Here is a 15,697-nt window from a genome sequence, read left to right as displayed (position 1 = left end):
ATGTACCCAGTTATTAAGCGATTTTTCGATATTCTCTTTGCGCTTTTAGCCCTTATTATCCTAAGTCCGCTACTGATTCCGATCGTCATCGGGTTAAAGCTGACCGGAGAAGGGCACGTATTTTATCTTCAGGAGCGGGTAGGGTACCGCAACCGGCTGTTCAACATCTACAAGTTTGCTACGATGTTGAAGGACAGCCCCAATATGAAGGGTGGAATCATCACTACGGCCAAGGATCCCCGAATCACCCCGATGGGTGGTTTCCTGCGCAAGTCCAAAATCAACGAATTGCCCCAACTACTGAACGTGTTGTTCGGCGATATGAGTTTTGTCGGCCCACGGCCCGTGATGCAAAAGAGCTTCGACCAGTATCCTGAGTCGGTTCAGGCGGTGATCTACAACGTTCACCCGGGGATAACCGGGATCGGAAGCATCGTTTTCCGGGACGAAGAACAATTGATCACCGAGGTACGGGACCGTGGGGAAGACACTTGGGCGTACTACCGCGACGTTATCTACCCGCACAAGGGCCGGGTGGAAGAGTGGTACCAGGCCAACCAGTCGTTTTGGGTGGATCTAAAGATTTTGTTTCTGACCGCCTGGGTGATCCTACAGCCCGACTCAGATATGGTCTACCGGGCGTTTCCGGAGGTGCCGGTGTTTACCGTCCACTCCGTAAAGGAAAGGTAGAAGTTGCGTTTACCTTTGTAAGAATCACAATACATACCGTGCCGGCGGAAAAGATCCTCTTTCTCACAAATTACTTTCCGCCCCGGCCGGCCGTCGCCGGTCGCCGGCTCGGTCATTTAGCTACCTGGGCACAACAGCACTACCAGCGCGTCTTCGTAATACGCGGGGACAGAAAATTTACCGGTGAAGATCTTCCGGGTATGACGGTCGTGCCGCTGCCCTCAAAAGACCTACGCTCCCTGATCGGAGGTTCCGGACCGGCCGGAACCCTGCCCTACGACAGCTACCGCCGCAAGTTCTCGGGCCCCCTGCTCCGCCTCCGCCAGTCCTTTCCCTTTCTCTACCTGACCGACGACGGGGGTCCCCTCTACCGCCGGGACGCCTACCGCGAGGCCGTCCGCTTGATCGAAGCGGAGGGGATACGCACCATTTTTTCCTCCTTCCGACCCTGGAGCGACCATTTGGTGGCTCGTCGACTGAAGAAGAAATTTCCCCACCTCCACTGGATTGCGGATTTCCGGGACTTGCACGCCGATCCCGTACGCAAGGACGTCTGGTGGCCCGCCCTGCAGCGCTGGTGGGCGCGGCGGATCATTGCCACCGCCGATGAAGTATGGGGCGTCTCCGCCGGACAGGTCCAGTACCTACGGGAACTCCACCCCGGCGCAAGCATTCGTCGCAACCGGCTTTTCGCACTTCCCCCGGCCATCACCTCCCCGACTACGGATCGCTTCACCATAGTCTATACGGGCAGCCTATACGAGGACCTGCAATCGATCCGACCCCTGGTCCGGGCCCTGAATGCGCTGGTAACTGCCGGTTCCGTGGATCCGGATGCCGTCGAGTTGATCTACCGCGGCAAGGATGATCTGCTGTGGAATGAGTGGACAAAAGCGCTGCATCCCCAAATACACTGCAATACACGCTCCTACATTGCTCCTGCGTCCGCGCAAAAATTGCAACAGGAAGCGCAATTGTTGCTGCTACTGAACTGGTCCGCGGACAATTACTACGGCGTCCTCACCGCCAAGCTGTACGATTACCTGGCCGCCGGCCGACCGATACTCGCGCTGGTCAATGGCCCGCCCGACCCTGAGTTGACGGAAATAGTTGAAGGGACCAGGGCGGGGCATACGTATGCCGTCGGAGAGTCGCCCGCGGATTGGATCCTCGGCTGTTACCAGCAGTGGCGAAACGGTGGTGGGCGGGTACCCTGGTCGGTCAATCTACAGCGTATGGCCCACTACCTGGAGTCTAAACCAGTGGGTAACAATCGTGGCAAAATTCCGGTGGATTGAAGCGATACAGCTTGCCGCTTTACTCGGTGGCTACCCTCTTTCCCCGATTACTCTCCCTGCCCGTACCCCTTCAGCAAGTTCAACTTACGGAGGTGCTCTTCGTCTGGATGATTTGGTTGTTCCGTCGCGAGGTTGGGGAAACAATCAGGGCGTACCCTTATTTCTTCGGTGCGGCTGCCCTCTACCTACTGGCAAATTTCTCGTCTGCCATTTGGGCGGGGAACGCGGGTGCAATGCTTGAGGCAGGAGCGCGGGGGTACTTGATAGTTCTGGGTGCACTTACCCTGGCGTACCTCCGCCAATTCGGGCGCGAACGCCTGCTTGGCTGGTGGAAGTGGGGAACGGTAGCGGTTGCCGGTATTGGACTACTGTACCTCGGATTGATCTATTCGGGTGTTCCCGATCGCCTCAACTGGGTGGCTACCTTCCCGGACTATCCCTACTTCGGCGGGGTGCACCGGCTGCGCGGAACGGCAGTCACTTACGGCATGTGGGTCATGCTTCTGCTTCCCGGATTCATTTTCGCCTTTGACGATTACCGAAACCAAAGGGGGGCGCTGTGGCCGGTCGGTTTGCTTCTACTGGCCATGCTACCCACCCTAAGTAAGGAGGTTATCTTGGCCGTTACCGGAGCGGTACTGCTTACTGACCTACCCGCAGTCTTACGGTACACCGTGGCCACCGCACTCACCGCCGTTTTAGTGCTGGGCACCCATTACTTGCTGCTTTCCGAGCGAAGTACGCAGCAAGCGGACAATTACACGAACGGGCAAGCGCTGCTGCAGTACGGTGATTGGACGATCGTGGAGAGCGTGTACACCCCCATCAAGCGCGTTGCCATCCGCGTAGGGTTGCAACACTTCTGGTTGGGCGTAGGTCCCGGACAACTATACCGGCACTCTACCGAAGCGATGCATCCCGGCGAGTTGCCCGAAAACTTCGGCCGCTTCGACCCCCACTCCGCCTGGACCGGCGCATTCGCCGAAACCGGCCTGTTCGGACTCCTCGGATTACTAATGTTGGTAGCCGTGTTCTGGTACTACCGCCCGGCTGCGCTCACCCCGGTTGCCGTCCTCCTCCTCCTCTTCCTGATCGCGAGCATCTTTAAGGACGTGATGAATTTTCGGGGGTTGTGGGTGTTGATGGGGGTCTACCTCAGTCAGGCCGATAAACTGAATTTTCAGTCAGGATTGATACCTTTGGCGGTGCGGTCGCATTTGAAATCTATAATTTGTAAATGATTCCTTGCTAGGATTCCATCTTGAAGTTTGACATCACCTGATCACTCAGGCGCAGGTGTTAGAAAAATAGATTCTCTGTTTTTGCGATGTCTATTAAATCACACGTGTTAGTGGGTAATAATCGTTTGGTAAATGAAGTATAGACCTGAAATTGACGGCTTACGGGCCTTGGCAGTGGTCCCGGTGATATTGTTTCATGCTGGGTTTATGGTGTGTAGTGGGGGCTTTGTGGGGGTAGACATGTTCTTCGTCATTAGCGGATACCTGATAACGACAATTATTGCTACCGAGCTAGATAAAGGAACCTTTTCGATCATCAATTTTTATGAAAGAAGGGCGAGAAGAATCCTTCCTGCGCTCTTTTTGATTTTGACTTGTACTTTGCCCTTTGCCTGGACATGGCTACTGCCCAGTGATATGAAAGATTATTCCGAGAGCTTGGTAGCGGTTTCTACGTACTGGTCAAATATACTCTTCTGGAAAGAAGTTGATTACTGGGATACTTTAAGTGAGCTCAAGCCACTGTTGCATACCTGGACACTTGCGGTCGAAGAACAATACTATGTGTTCTTTCCACTTTTCCTTATGGCCGTATGGAGCTTTAAAAAGCTGTGGATCTTTATTCTATTGCTAGGATTGACGGTCGTTAGTCTAGTCGTTGCACAGTGGGGAAGCATAGCACATCCCGATGCAGCTTTTTACCTCTTACCGACTAGGGGGTGGGAGTTAGCGATCGGTGCTATTGTAGCGTTCCTATTTTGTTATCATAAGAGGCTGATGAAAAATGTGTTGTCCAGTAAGACGGCGAACGAGGGTATGGGGGTGATAGGGCTACTAATGATCGGATACTCCGTATTCTACTACGACGAATCCGTACCTTTTCCAGGAGTATATGCCCTTATGCCTACAGTTGGGACCGCGCTTATAGTGGTATTCACTTCGACTGAGACCTGGGTTGGAAAGCTTTTGGGGATCAAACCTTTGGTCACTATTGGTTTAATAAGCTACAGTGCATATCTATGGCACCAGCCAATATTTGCTTTCTTTCGCTATCAGAGTGTAACCGTCCCCGACGCAAATACGCTTTTACTGTTGTCAGTGGCGGTCTTTCCGATATCGTACCTAAGTTGGAGATTTGTAGAAAATCCTTTTCGAAATAAAAAAAAGTTTGACAGAAAAGCTGTATTCGTCTATTCTCTGATTGGATCACTTGTGTTTCTCACTATTGGGACGGTGGGGATGCTGACTAATGGTTACGAGCAAAGAGATTCGATAAAAAAGTTAGTTGTTAGGAACTACCAACCAGACAATACTGCCTTGCGAAAGGAGAGCTGGTCAGGATTGATCAACTTGGCAAATGACGATGATTACGGAGTTGATGGCAATGCGTTTGACAACACCCTGTGGTTTGACTTAAAGGACCAGCGACCAAAAATCCTTGTAGTTGGTAATTCTTATTCTAAGGACATGTTTAATGATATAAGCCATAGTAAACGGATCGCCCAGCAGTTTCAACTGGCACGGTATGGGGTCCAAATAAAAAACATGACCGCCCCAAACGCCAAAATATATCGTTCGCCCAATTACAAGGAGGCCGATATCATTCTAATCGCTACTTGGTTTTACGATGCGGACTTGGATGCTTTGCCCATCATACTGGATAAACTCGAACAGGACAACAAAAACGCAGTGTTGATGACCGGGGAGTTTAAGTTCACCAACGTAGGCTTCAGAACTGCGGCCGATCGCATCGTTCAGGAAGCCTTATTTGGTGAAGACCATCTTGATAATCTGGATGTTCCCGATTTAGTTGACCGTGTAGACAGTATCTACTACCAAGAACTTGTTCAGGACAGCCACCAGCAGCGTGAAATTGACCGGCGCCTACAAGATCTACAGGCTAATCACACTGAACTCCTTATCGTCAACCGTCTTGAGTATATGTGCGATTCTTTGGCAGAAAGGTGTTTCATGATCAACGACCAGCTCGAAAAATACCTGTACGATTCTGGTCACCATACTCTGGCCGGATCCAAATTTTACGGAGTACGGATCGATTCGGTGGGCTGGCTGGAAGGATTGGATAAATTTCGGGTGAAGTAGTAGAGAGTAGCTGGAGCGGATATATCGGAGAACCAGAGTGTATTTACACGGGCCAGAGAACGACACTTTGTCCACTCCCACAGTATTCTTTTATTGACTACACCCGATTTTCCGATCACACTTGGTCTCTGGGTGGCGATGTCGAAGGATTTTATGTCGGCATCTGATTCGGTCTATGCGATAGAAAGCCTACCGGTTACAGCAATGTAAGTTGTAATTACAGGAACACAACATCATCACTTCCGAAGGTTCGAAGGGTGAAATCATCTTCCAATCCGAAGGCCAACGTATCGTGCGACATCCACCGTATTATGCACAGTGGCACTGACATTGGGAGGACCCCACCCAAAATATATGGCACAGCTATAGCATTTGATCCTGCTGGGCGCGAATCACTACATCTTTTGTGGGTGAGAGCTAACCATAGCTCTGCTACGTCCCCTATACCATATTAAATAGAATTAAAGCTTCATAAATAATAGATTTGTTTACCGAGCCACAAAGAGATGTAATGTTGGCCAAAAAAATTAGATTAGCAGGTATCGATGTAAATTTACCGAGGGATATGCGCTTTGCTCAAAGTTGACATTGGAAAGGAGGGCTTTCTGCCCTGCAAACCGCTGTCAGTACGAATGGAAGCTTGCGTATTGACGAGTTGGCAGCAGGCAATTATAGTCAGTTCCTGGTAGAAACAAGCATTGGTTGTAAGAGCTCTATAGTGAGCAGTTTTATCATCGAGTTATCTCACGATAAAGCTTTCTCTACAAATAATCCGACCGCTAGTTGGTAAGGATTGTGAATGCTGGCTGCAAACGGTGCAAAAATGAATTGGCAAGTCGACTTGTACAATTTGGGTATTCGCGTATTTGATGAAACCGAAACCAAACGGTCGGGACATAGGCATCTAGTCCTGAAGGGATTTTGGCTAACTTTGCTGGCTCATGGAACAACTTAACCTCAGCGGCAAATCCATCCTCATTACTGGTGGTACCGGCTCTCTCGGCAAAGCCCTCACCCGGCGCATATTCGCCCGGTGGCCCGACGTGCGGCGGTTGGTGATCTTTAGTCGCGACGAACAGAAGCAGTTTGTCATGGCGCAGGAATATCCCCATAGCCAGTATCCTGCGATCCGTTTCTTTATTGGGGATGTTCGTGACCGGGAGCGCCTCGTCCGGGCGATGCAGGACGTGGATTACGTGATCCACGCTGCGGCAATGAAGCACGTGCACCTGGCCGAGTACAACCCCTCGGAGTGCATCAAGACCAACGTCGGCGGGGCGGAGAACGTCATCTACGCCTGCCTCGAAACCGGCGTACAGCGGGCCGTTGCCTTGAGCACCGATAAGGCCTGCGCGCCCATCAATCTATACGGTGCCACGAAACTGACGAGCGACAAGCTCTTCATTGCCGCCAACAATATCCGCGGCACGAACCCCATCCGCTTCTCCGTAGTACGGTACGGGAACGTGATGGGTTCCAACGGCTCGGTCATTCCCTTTTTCATCAAGAAAAAAGGGGAGGGCTTCCTGCCCATCACCGACCCGCGCATGACGCGCTTCAACATCAGCCTCGATGGGGGAGTGGATATGGTCTTTCACGCGCTGGCCAGTGCCTGGGGTGGGGAGATCTTCATTCCGAAAATTCCTAGCTACCGGATCACCGATGTCGCAACGGCAGTTGCGCCGGATATGGAACAGCGGGTGGTCGGCATTCGGCCGGGAGAAAAGATCCACGAGGAGATGATCACGCCCAGCGATAGCTTCTACACCTACGATATGGGTAAGTATTATGCGATCATCCCGTCGGTACCCAACTGGGACCTAGAGAAATTCAAGCGGGAATTTGGTGCCACACTCGTCGAGAACGGATTTAGCTACAACTCCGGGACCAATACCGAGTGGGTCACGGTCGAGGAATTGCGTAGATTCATCACCGCCCACGTAGATCCTAATTTCGCGGTATGACGTCCCACTCCATCCCCTACGGCCGCCAGAACATCACGGAGGCCGATATTGCCGCCGTCACCGAAGCCCTCCGGTCGGACTACCTCACCACCGGCCCCCGGGTCGATGAATTCGAGGAAAAGTTCGCCGCCTACATCGGATCCAAATACGCCGTTGCCGTTGCAAACGGTACGGCCGCGCTTCACCTCTGTGCACTAGCCCTGGACGTAAACGAAGGCACCCGCGTCATTACCACTCCCATTACGTTTGCCGCCAGCGCCAACTGCGTGCGCTACTGCGGCGGTGAGGTGTGGTTCGCAGACATTGACCCCAAAACGCTAACGCTCGATATCAATAAGGTCCGCGAGCTGATTGAAAGCCGGCCAAAGGGATTCTTCCACGGCATCGTTCCCGTTGACTTTGCTGGATATCCGGTCGATCTGGAATCCTACCGCGCGCTGGCCGACGAGCACGGCCTCTGGATTATTGAGGATGCCTGCCACGCCCCCGGGGGCTGGTTTACCGATAGCCAGGGAGTACAGCAGTGGTGCGGCAACGGCGCCTACGCCGAACTGGCCATCTTCAGCTTTCACCCAGTCAAACACATTGCCAGCGGGGAGGGCGGTATGATCACCACCAACGATGAGGCCCTCTACGAACGACTAAAGGTGCTGCGTACCCACGGCATCACCCGCGACCGTGGCAACCTTCGCTACCCCGACCACGGCGGCTGGTACATGGAGATGCAGCAACTCGGCTACAATTATCGCATTCCCGACATCCTCTGCGCCCTCGGCATAAGCCAGCTCTCCCGGGCGGAAGAAGGTATGCAACGCCGGCAGGAGATCGCCCGGCGGTACGACAAGGCCTTTGTGGGCGGGGCCGTCCCGATTGCTATCGGGACAATGAAAGTACACGGAGTGCCAAGCTCTGACGTGCGCCATGCCTTCCATCTATACGTTATCGAAGTAGCTGATCGGCGCGGGTTGTACGACTACCTCCGGGAACACGGGATCTATGCCCAGGTCCATTACGTGCCGGTTCATACCATGCCCTATTACCAGGACATCGGCTACGGGGAGGCTGATCTCAGCAAGTCGGAAGCTTACTACGCCCGGGGGTTGAGTCTGCCCATGTATCCGACCCTTACGGAGGAGGAGCAGGATTTCGTCATTGCGAAAGTAAAGGAGTTTGTAAGGGAATGATTAAGAACCGAGAATACGGATTTGGGGTATAACGGGGTAGTCCTTGCTATTGCATAAAGCAGCCCCTATGGTACATGGTCTATTCGCAATTCCTGGGATCAATCCTCTAACGGACTTTATACGCCGCGATGTAGACCAAAGTGTAGCGTTCAAGAAATCTAGCGACCGGCGTTACTAAATTTTGATTGTCGTTCATAATAATCATTAACCCCTTCGTTAAAGTGACTTTAGACCTAAGGTAACTTTCATTAGCCTCTTGGTTTTTACGCGTTCTCTTTAGAATAGCTCCTTTTAGATTCACTCATCCCTTACTAGATGAAATTACCATACGCTGTCATTCTTCTACTCTGTGTCGGAAGTTTTACCTCCCTTGATGCGCAATTTTCGAAACACACGTGGTTCCTAGGCGGTGGGGATAATGGAGCACGCACGGGCATTCAATTTGACTTGCGTGATAACACACCTTCGGACTATAGCAACGTGCGTTTTCCCCTTCAGCTGCAGGAAAACAACATTATCATTTCCGAGGGTTCGACGGGTGATGTGATCTTCTATTCCGATGGGCAACGTGTAATAGACGGTAGCCACCGCATCATGCCTAATGGTAGTGGTTTAGGAGGTACGCCGTCCAACATGTACGGCACTTCCGTAGTGTACGATCCCGCCGGGTGTAGATCTTACTATCTGTTTTACGGTGAAGATGAGACGATAGCTCCGCCCCGCACCCTTTTTTACACAAAGATCGATTTGGATCTCCCGGGGAATGGGTCTGCCGCCGAACCTTTGGGAGATGTAGTGGTCGGCCAAAAGAATATTGAATTAGTAGGTACGGATGTAAACTTAACGGAGGGAATATTTGCCATGCCAAAGGATGACATCAGCAAGGAGAGCTGGCTGTTCGTTGGCCAGCGAATCGGCAATAAAATACTGCAGTTCGAAGTGACGGCCGCAGGGGTTAGTCTGTTTGCGACCCACGACTTGGCCGAGTTTTTTCCGGGTAACCTTAGAGCTGGTGATCCCATTTCAAAAACCAGGTTTGCTTATTACAAAGACAACGATCAAGAAGGAAGACTGGTCATCGCGGTTGCCAATAAAGAAGATGGCTCGGAGTGTCCCATGGGATACATTCGATTTAAACCTTCCACGGGCGAATTTCTAGATCCCGTGCCGACCCTGATCGGTAACGATATGGAATGGACCTACGGACTAGCCTTTTCTCCGGATGGATCGAAATTATACTACAGCGACTATTTTCAAAAGCGGCTTCGGCAGTTTGACTTTGTTACCGGCAAATTGGCCACCGTGTCCACCTCCCCCCACAACGGCCGTAGCGGCGGACTGCTACTGGGCCCCGACGGTAAGATATACTGGGCAAACGTATTCGTAAATTTCAATAGAAGCCCCATAACGGGGTTGGCCAGGATCAATGCCCCGAATGAAACGGCGGACAGGTGCGAGGTACAATATGAAGCCTACACTTTTCCGACCAACAGCCGGCCAAGTCTACTAGGTGCACTACCTACCTTCGGGAGCTTCCCCGAATCGGTTACGGGGCAGCAGACGCGGGCCGCTACGTGCTCCGATGAAAACGGCCAGGGAGTGGCAGAGGTGAGTGGAGATCCATCTACCTACACATTCGCCTGGGATAACGGCGAGCGGACGCAGCGGGCGGACAGCCTTTCAGGAGGCAATCATCAGGTAACCGTAACCGACATTACCGGCTGTGCTCAGGTAGTGACCGTAGTTGTCGAGCAAACGGAAGAAATCGACCCACAATCCTTCGCCGTTTCCGTTCAGGATGAATCCGCTTGCACCAACGTAAGTGACGGAGCCCTCATAATCACCCACCCTTCATTCTTGGCCGGCCGCTCTTACCAGTTTAGTTACCAGGTTGACGGTCAGGTAAGGTCCCGACAAGCCGAAGTCAATAACAGCCGAGCCCTCCGGATCGACGGACTAGATGCAGGGGACTACGAGTTTCTATCGGTTTCTGCGGACACCGGGTGCTCCGGAGACATTGATGGCAGCTTCGTAATCGGGGAAGGGAACACCCTGGCCGTTCCCGAAATTGTCAGATCGGGAAGCAGTTGCATCGGAAGCACCCTCGAGCTATCCGCTCCGGCGGCAGATACCCAGGCCGTATTCTACTGGACCGGCCCCGCTGAATTTACGAGCAGTTCGCCAAGGGTTACGATAACTCCGGTTTCTACGACGACATTCGGTACGTACACACTTCGGATAAGCCGGGGGGATTGTCAGAGCGAAACGGCAGACATTGAAGTAACGGCCGAAAGTCCCCCTCAGGTTATAGGCGGAGACACCCTGGTGTGCGGAACGGAGGTCATATTACCCCAAACTTTACCCCAGGCATCTCTCGTCTGGGCGGACATAGCAACTGCCGGGGCCAGAGTTGTTGAAGAAAGCGGAACTTACCCCTTCACCCTTACCTCGGATAACGGTTGCACCACCACGGATAGCTTCGTAGTCATCCTAGCCGAAAGCCCGGTAATCGACTTGCCAGAATCGTTCAGCGTTGCGGAATGTACTGTAGTACAATTGAATACCGGCATAAGTGATTCTACCCGGTTTGACTTTAGCTGGACGGGAGATTTCGACCTTTGCGAAGACTGCGCTAACCCCAGTGTGTTCGTAGCTCAATCGGGCCCAGTCTACTTGCAAGTAGTAGATATGGAAACCGGGTGCCTCAGTACGGATTCCACCAGTATCCTGATTACTTCAAGCCAAGTAATTTATATTCCTAATGCCTTCTCACCCAACGGCGACGGGGTGAACGACGCCTTCACCGTATTTTCCAGAAAGGCTAATACCACCGTGAAATCCATTGATATTTACGACCGCTGGGGTGATCACGTCTTCCACGACGAAGAATTTCCGGCGAATGACCCGGCGGTAGGTTGGCGGGGCCAGGCGGCGGGGGCCGAGGAGAGTGAAATGATGAACAACGAAGTCTTCGTGTATCACTTGGCTATTCGCCTGTCCGACGGAACGGAAATCCAACGGTCGGGACTCGTCCATTTAGTCCTCTAGGGATTTTGCTAACTTGCCGGCTCATGGAGCAAATCTACCTCGGCGACAATTCCATCTTTACCACCGATGGAACCGGTTCCCCCGACAAGGCACCGCCGAAGCGTGAATTGTACCCTTACCAGCGAGTGCATCCATTCCGAATGGGGAAAGGACAAGACTTCTTGATCGTCCGGTTAAAGGCATTCGAAAGTGAATAGGCTTGCCATCATACCAGCACGCGGGGGCAGCAAGCGTATACCCCGTAAGAACGTCCGACCCTTCCTGGGTAAACCAATCATCGCGTACTCCATCGCGGCGGCACTGGAAAGTGACCTCTTTGATGAAGTGATGGTTTCAACGGACGATGGGGAGATCGCCGAAGTAGCCCGGCGGTACGGAGCGAAAGTGCCCTTCCTGCGTAGCCCGGAAACGGCGGGCGATTTTGCCGGCACCATCGACGTACTGCGCGAAGTTCACGGTCGGTACGAGAGTACGACCTTTAGCGAAGCCTGCTGCATCTACGCTACTGCCCCTTTCATCTCGGTGGACCTGCTCCACCGGACACTTGCCGTCCTTGAATCCGGCCGCGATTCCGTATTTCCCGTTTTGCCTTATAGTTTTCCCATTCAGCGTGCGCTGAAGATGACTGCGGACGGAAAAATGTTGATGTTTCAGCCCCGTCATCTGAATAGCCGGTCCCAGGATCTGGAACCGGCTTACCACGATTGTGGTATGTTTTACTGGTACAAACCCAATAAAGTGCTCCCGGCCGGTAAGTTGTGGACCGACAATTCAGGGTGCCTAGTACTTAGCGAAATGGCAGCACAGGATATCGACACAGTCGACGACTGGCGGGTAGCCGAGTTCAAATACCGACTACTACATGGCATCGAATAAGGTCAGAGTGGTCTTTCGGGCGGATGGTAGCAGCACTATCGGCCTGGGACACCTGTTCCGTTGCACCGCCCTGGCTGCCATGTTGCGCCCGCAGTACGCCTGCGCACTCGCTAGTCGTGAATGTCCCACTACCGTCCGCGCTATTCTGCACTCCGGCTTCGACGATTGGTGGGATTTATCCGGTATGAGCCGGGAAGAGGAGTTCGAGCGACTGAACACGGTCGGAAGCGCGGAGCTTCCCGGGGTGATCGTGCTGGACGGGTATAGCTTCGATACGGATTACCAACGGGGGATTGGGGGGCGGGGGAGCCGACTGGTCTGTATCGACGACATTCATGCCTATAGCTTCGTAAGCGATCTGGTGATCAATCACGCCCCGATCGGCAATCTAATCAGCAAGTACGACCTTTCGCAAAAAACCAGCACTGCTTTCGGACTGGCGTTTAGCCTGTTGCGGACTTCTTTCCTGCGGGCTGCGAGGGAATCAGCAGCTTCATCGCTGGATCCGAAGGCTCCCTTCTACATAGCCTTCGGTGGGGCCGATGTGTATAACGTATCCAGTCAATTGATTCTCAAATTAGCGGAAGCTGGGTATTCCAGGCCAATAATCGTTGTGTTGGGAGCGGCGAACGAACATACCGAGGCGGTACGCCGGGCGGCGGCGCAGTATCCAGGAAACGTGGTTATTCATCAATCCCTGGATGACGACGAAATGATCAAGTTCTACCGTTCGTGTGCACTCGCCTTCTTGCCCGCTAGTACCACCTTAGTGGAGGCTATGGCCGCGGGAGCCCGAACACTTACCGGTTTCTACGTCGATAACCAGCATGAACTGTACCGGGGGTTCGTCGACGGGGAGTTGACCTATGGTCTCGGGGATTGGAAGGAAATAGCGAGTCTGGACACCGGAAAACTTCGGGAGACCGTGTCGCGGGCAGCAACTGCTAGTGTCCGTACAACGGCAATCGATGGGTTTAGTGACCTTAACCTAAGGGCGCTGTTCGATCAGTTGTTGGGAGATGATGACCTTCTTGTAGGGCGCCCGGCCACCGATGGGGACGCTGTGACCTACTTCGATTGGGTCAATGAAGCAGCCGTTCGCCAGAATTCCATCGATCAAACACCGGTGGTACTTGACCAACACATTGAATGGTTCCGTGGAAAACTTCGTAGCGACAACAGTCTTTTACTGTATTACGAGTACCGATCACAATCCTGCGGACAAGTACGGTTTGACCTTAACGATCGCCGGGAGGCCCTGCTGGACTACAGCATCGACCACCAGATGCGGGGCCGGGGATTTGGAGCTCGGATACTGGGTTTGGGCGAACAGCAGTTGCGCGCCCGATTCCCCGACGTGTCCCGTATTGTTGCCGTCGTCAAAACGGATAACCCTGCTTCACAGCGCGCGTTAGAAACCAACGAATACCGGATCGTGAACGACCGAGATCCGCGGGTTGGTTTGCTTACCTACGAAAAACAATTGATAACATGAAGCGTCCGTCCATTCTACTTTCCGGCTTAGGAGGTTCTCTATTTCCCTATCTCCACGATCGGATTGTAGGAGGATTTGATCCACTGTACGTAGATGCTGATGCCTCACTCCGGGAGCTGTATCCGGACCTTGAATTTCACCCCGCCCCGTTAGTGCTCGCGCCTGAATACCCTGACTTTATTAAACGGTTGATTCGGGAAAAGGGGGTCGAGTGGTACGTACCCCTAATCGATGAAGAGATTCTAATTGCCAACGAAATTGTACGGGATACCCAGTGCCGATTAGTGTCCCCTGCTGTTGAGTTCAGCCGTCTGTGCCTAAACAAGCTAGACCTGATGCAAAAGCTTGAGGAATTTGGTATATCTACTATTCGATCTTGGAGAGGGGATCGAGTACCAAGTTCGGCTGAATATCCCTTATTTGTAAAGCCAATTTTCGGCCGGGGAAGTCGGGGGGTGTTTAAGTTGGAACGCCCAGGTCAGTATCGGGCTTATTTGGAACTATACGACTACCAACCCCACGAACTGATCGTTCAAGAATTTATCGACGGACAGGAGTATACCGTTGGTGTGCTCACCAACCGTGGCAACGATGTGATGTGTATAAGTGTCCGCAAAGTATTGAGCAAGAAGGGAGTTACTGTCAGGGCCATCACGGAGAACAATCCTACGCTCGAAGAGACAATAGCTTCTATTCAATGCGAGCTAAAGCCCTGCGGTCCATATAATATTCAACTGTACGTTACACCGGACGGGGAGGTAAAGATTTTCGAGATAAATCCCCGATTTTCCACCACGCTCGTCATGAGTTATGCCGGGGAAATCGATGAATTGAAGTTGTACACGGATCATCCAGACCACTACGACGGACCGATTCAGCGCCCACGAGCGGGGTTAGGACTGCGTCGTAGTTGGCAGAATAATTTCTTGTAGGGCTTGGCACGGTTACTGCACACCGGCAGTACTAAAAATCCACCCGGTACGGGTCGCCGCTAAAGCGTTGGTTCCGCGCCAGTGCATCGATCCGCTGCATATCCTCAAGAGTAAGTTCGAAACGGAACACATCTACGTTTTCCGTAATTCTTTGCGGGTTGACACTCTTCGGGATGATGCCGACGCCCCGTTGAATATTCCACCGTAAAACTACCTGGGCGGGAGTTACCCCGTGAGCGTCGGCGATCCGTAAGAATGTCGTTTCGTTGAAAAACTTACCCTGCATGAGGGGAGTGTGAGCCACAGGAAAGATAGAATGTTTCCGAGACAGTTCGCGTGCGGCCTCCTGGGGTAGATACGGGTGGTGCTCAAACTGATTGATGCTCGGAACCGTCCCCCCTAGAGACAATATCTGCTCCAGGTGTTGCGGCATGAAGTTGCTGACTCCGATCGTTCGGACCAGCCCCTGGTCCCTGGCCTTTTCCAGTATTTCCCATGCTTGCAGGAATCCATCGGCCGGCCAGTGGATTAACACCACGTCGAGCCGGTCTTTTTTCATGGTCCGCAGACTGTGGTGTACTGATTCGAGGACTTCTCCCCGACGTACCGCTTCGTTCCAGACCTTCGTGGTGACGGTTACCTCTTCCACGACTTTTTTACCCATTTTTCGTAGGGTTTCGACCACTTCGGCTTCGTTACCGTAAAGGGTGGCACAATCGATATGACGGTACCCCGCTTCTACCGCGGTTTCAATGGCCACCGCCAATTCCCTGCCTTTGGCCTGCCACACACCAAGCCCGACAACCGGAAATTCATGTCCGTCGTTAAGCGTTATAGAACGGCCGAGCTGGTCTTGCATCGTAAGA

Annotated in this window: 12 protein-coding genes; 11 read left to right on the top strand and 1 reads right to left on the bottom strand. The window is 52.7% G+C overall.

Annotated elements, in window-relative coordinates; genetic code table 11:
- The 11 genes from GGR28_RS14115 to GGR28_RS14065 all read left to right on the top strand — a co-directional run bounded on the left by GGR28_RS14115 (window position 1) and on the right by GGR28_RS14065 (window position 14,831).
- Window positions 1-690, top strand: coding sequence for a sugar transferase (locus GGR28_RS14115; RefSeq protein WP_183496454.1), 690 nt, complete (start codon window positions 1-3; stop codon window positions 688-690).
- Window positions 691-728: 38 nt separating this feature from the next.
- On the top strand, window positions 729-1,988 hold the full coding sequence (locus tag GGR28_RS14110; RefSeq protein WP_183496453.1) for a glycosyltransferase family protein: 1,260 nt from the start codon (window positions 729-731) through the stop codon (window positions 1,986-1,988).
- Window positions 1,985-3,229 (top strand): EamA family transporter, encoded by a 1,245-nt coding sequence (locus tag GGR28_RS14105; protein ID WP_183496452.1) that lies wholly within the window; start codon window positions 1,985-1,987, stop codon window positions 3,227-3,229. Before GGR28_RS14110 ends, GGR28_RS14105 begins: the two co-directional genes overlap by 4 nt.
- A 132-nt stretch (window positions 3,230-3,361) precedes the next feature.
- Complete coding sequence (locus GGR28_RS14100) at window positions 3,362-5,332, top strand: acyltransferase family protein (RefSeq protein WP_183496451.1); 1,971 nt, start codon at window positions 3,362-3,364, stop codon at window positions 5,330-5,332.
- A gap of 941 nt (window positions 5,333-6,273) precedes the next feature.
- A complete protein-coding gene (gene pseB, locus GGR28_RS14095; RefSeq protein ID WP_183496450.1) occupies window positions 6,274-7,296 on the top strand; it encodes a UDP-N-acetylglucosamine 4,6-dehydratase (inverting) in 1,023 nt (340 codons plus the stop codon).
- Complete coding sequence (pseC, locus tag GGR28_RS14090) at window positions 7,293-8,480, top strand: UDP-4-amino-4,6-dideoxy-N-acetyl-beta-L-altrosamine transaminase (RefSeq protein ID WP_183496449.1); 1,188 nt, start codon at window positions 7,293-7,295, stop codon at window positions 8,478-8,480. The genes pseB and pseC overlap by 4 nt, the downstream gene beginning before the upstream one ends.
- Before the next feature lie 480 nt (window positions 8,481-8,960).
- Window positions 8,961-11,528: a T9SS type B sorting domain-containing protein gene (locus tag GGR28_RS19370; protein WP_183496448.1), complete on the top strand. Its 2,568-nt coding sequence runs from the start codon at window positions 8,961-8,963 to the stop codon at window positions 11,526-11,528.
- A gap of 23 nt (window positions 11,529-11,551) precedes the next feature.
- The gene (locus tag GGR28_RS14080; RefSeq protein WP_183496447.1) at window positions 11,552-11,725 is read left to right on the top strand and encodes a hypothetical protein; all 174 of its coding nucleotides are present in this window, start codon (window positions 11,552-11,554) and stop codon (window positions 11,723-11,725) included.
- Window positions 11,718-12,404 (top strand): pseudaminic acid cytidylyltransferase, encoded by a 687-nt coding sequence (gene pseF / locus GGR28_RS14075; protein WP_183496446.1) that lies wholly within the window; start codon window positions 11,718-11,720, stop codon window positions 12,402-12,404. Before GGR28_RS14080 ends, pseF begins: the two co-directional genes overlap by 8 nt.
- Window positions 12,391-13,899: a bifunctional UDP-2,4-diacetamido-2,4,6-trideoxy-beta-L-altropyranose hydrolase/GNAT family N-acetyltransferase gene (locus GGR28_RS14070; protein ID WP_183496445.1), complete on the top strand. Its 1,509-nt coding sequence runs from the start codon at window positions 12,391-12,393 to the stop codon at window positions 13,897-13,899. The genes pseF and GGR28_RS14070 overlap by 14 nt, the downstream gene beginning before the upstream one ends.
- The gene (locus GGR28_RS14065; protein ID WP_183496444.1) at window positions 13,896-14,831 is read left to right on the top strand and encodes an ATP-grasp domain-containing protein; all 936 of its coding nucleotides are present in this window, start codon (window positions 13,896-13,898) and stop codon (window positions 14,829-14,831) included. Before GGR28_RS14070 ends, GGR28_RS14065 begins: the two co-directional genes overlap by 4 nt.
- A gap of 31 nt (window positions 14,832-14,862) precedes the next feature.
- On the opposite strand, the gene GGR28_RS14060 is transcribed toward GGR28_RS14065, so the two are convergent.
- Window positions 14,863-15,690 carry an aldo/keto reductase gene (locus GGR28_RS14060; protein WP_183496443.1) on the bottom strand — a complete coding sequence of 276 codons (828 nt, stop codon included), beginning with the start codon at window positions 15,688-15,690 and terminating at the stop codon, window positions 14,863-14,865.
- Window positions 15,691-15,697: the final 7 nt, after the last annotated feature.

Source organism: Neolewinella aquimaris, from assembly GCF_014197245.1.
GTDB lineage: Bacteria > Bacteroidota > Bacteroidia > Chitinophagales > Saprospiraceae > Neolewinella > Neolewinella aquimaris.
Note: the sequence above shows the minus strand (reverse complement) of the source record. Positions and strands in the feature narration are given on the sequence as shown.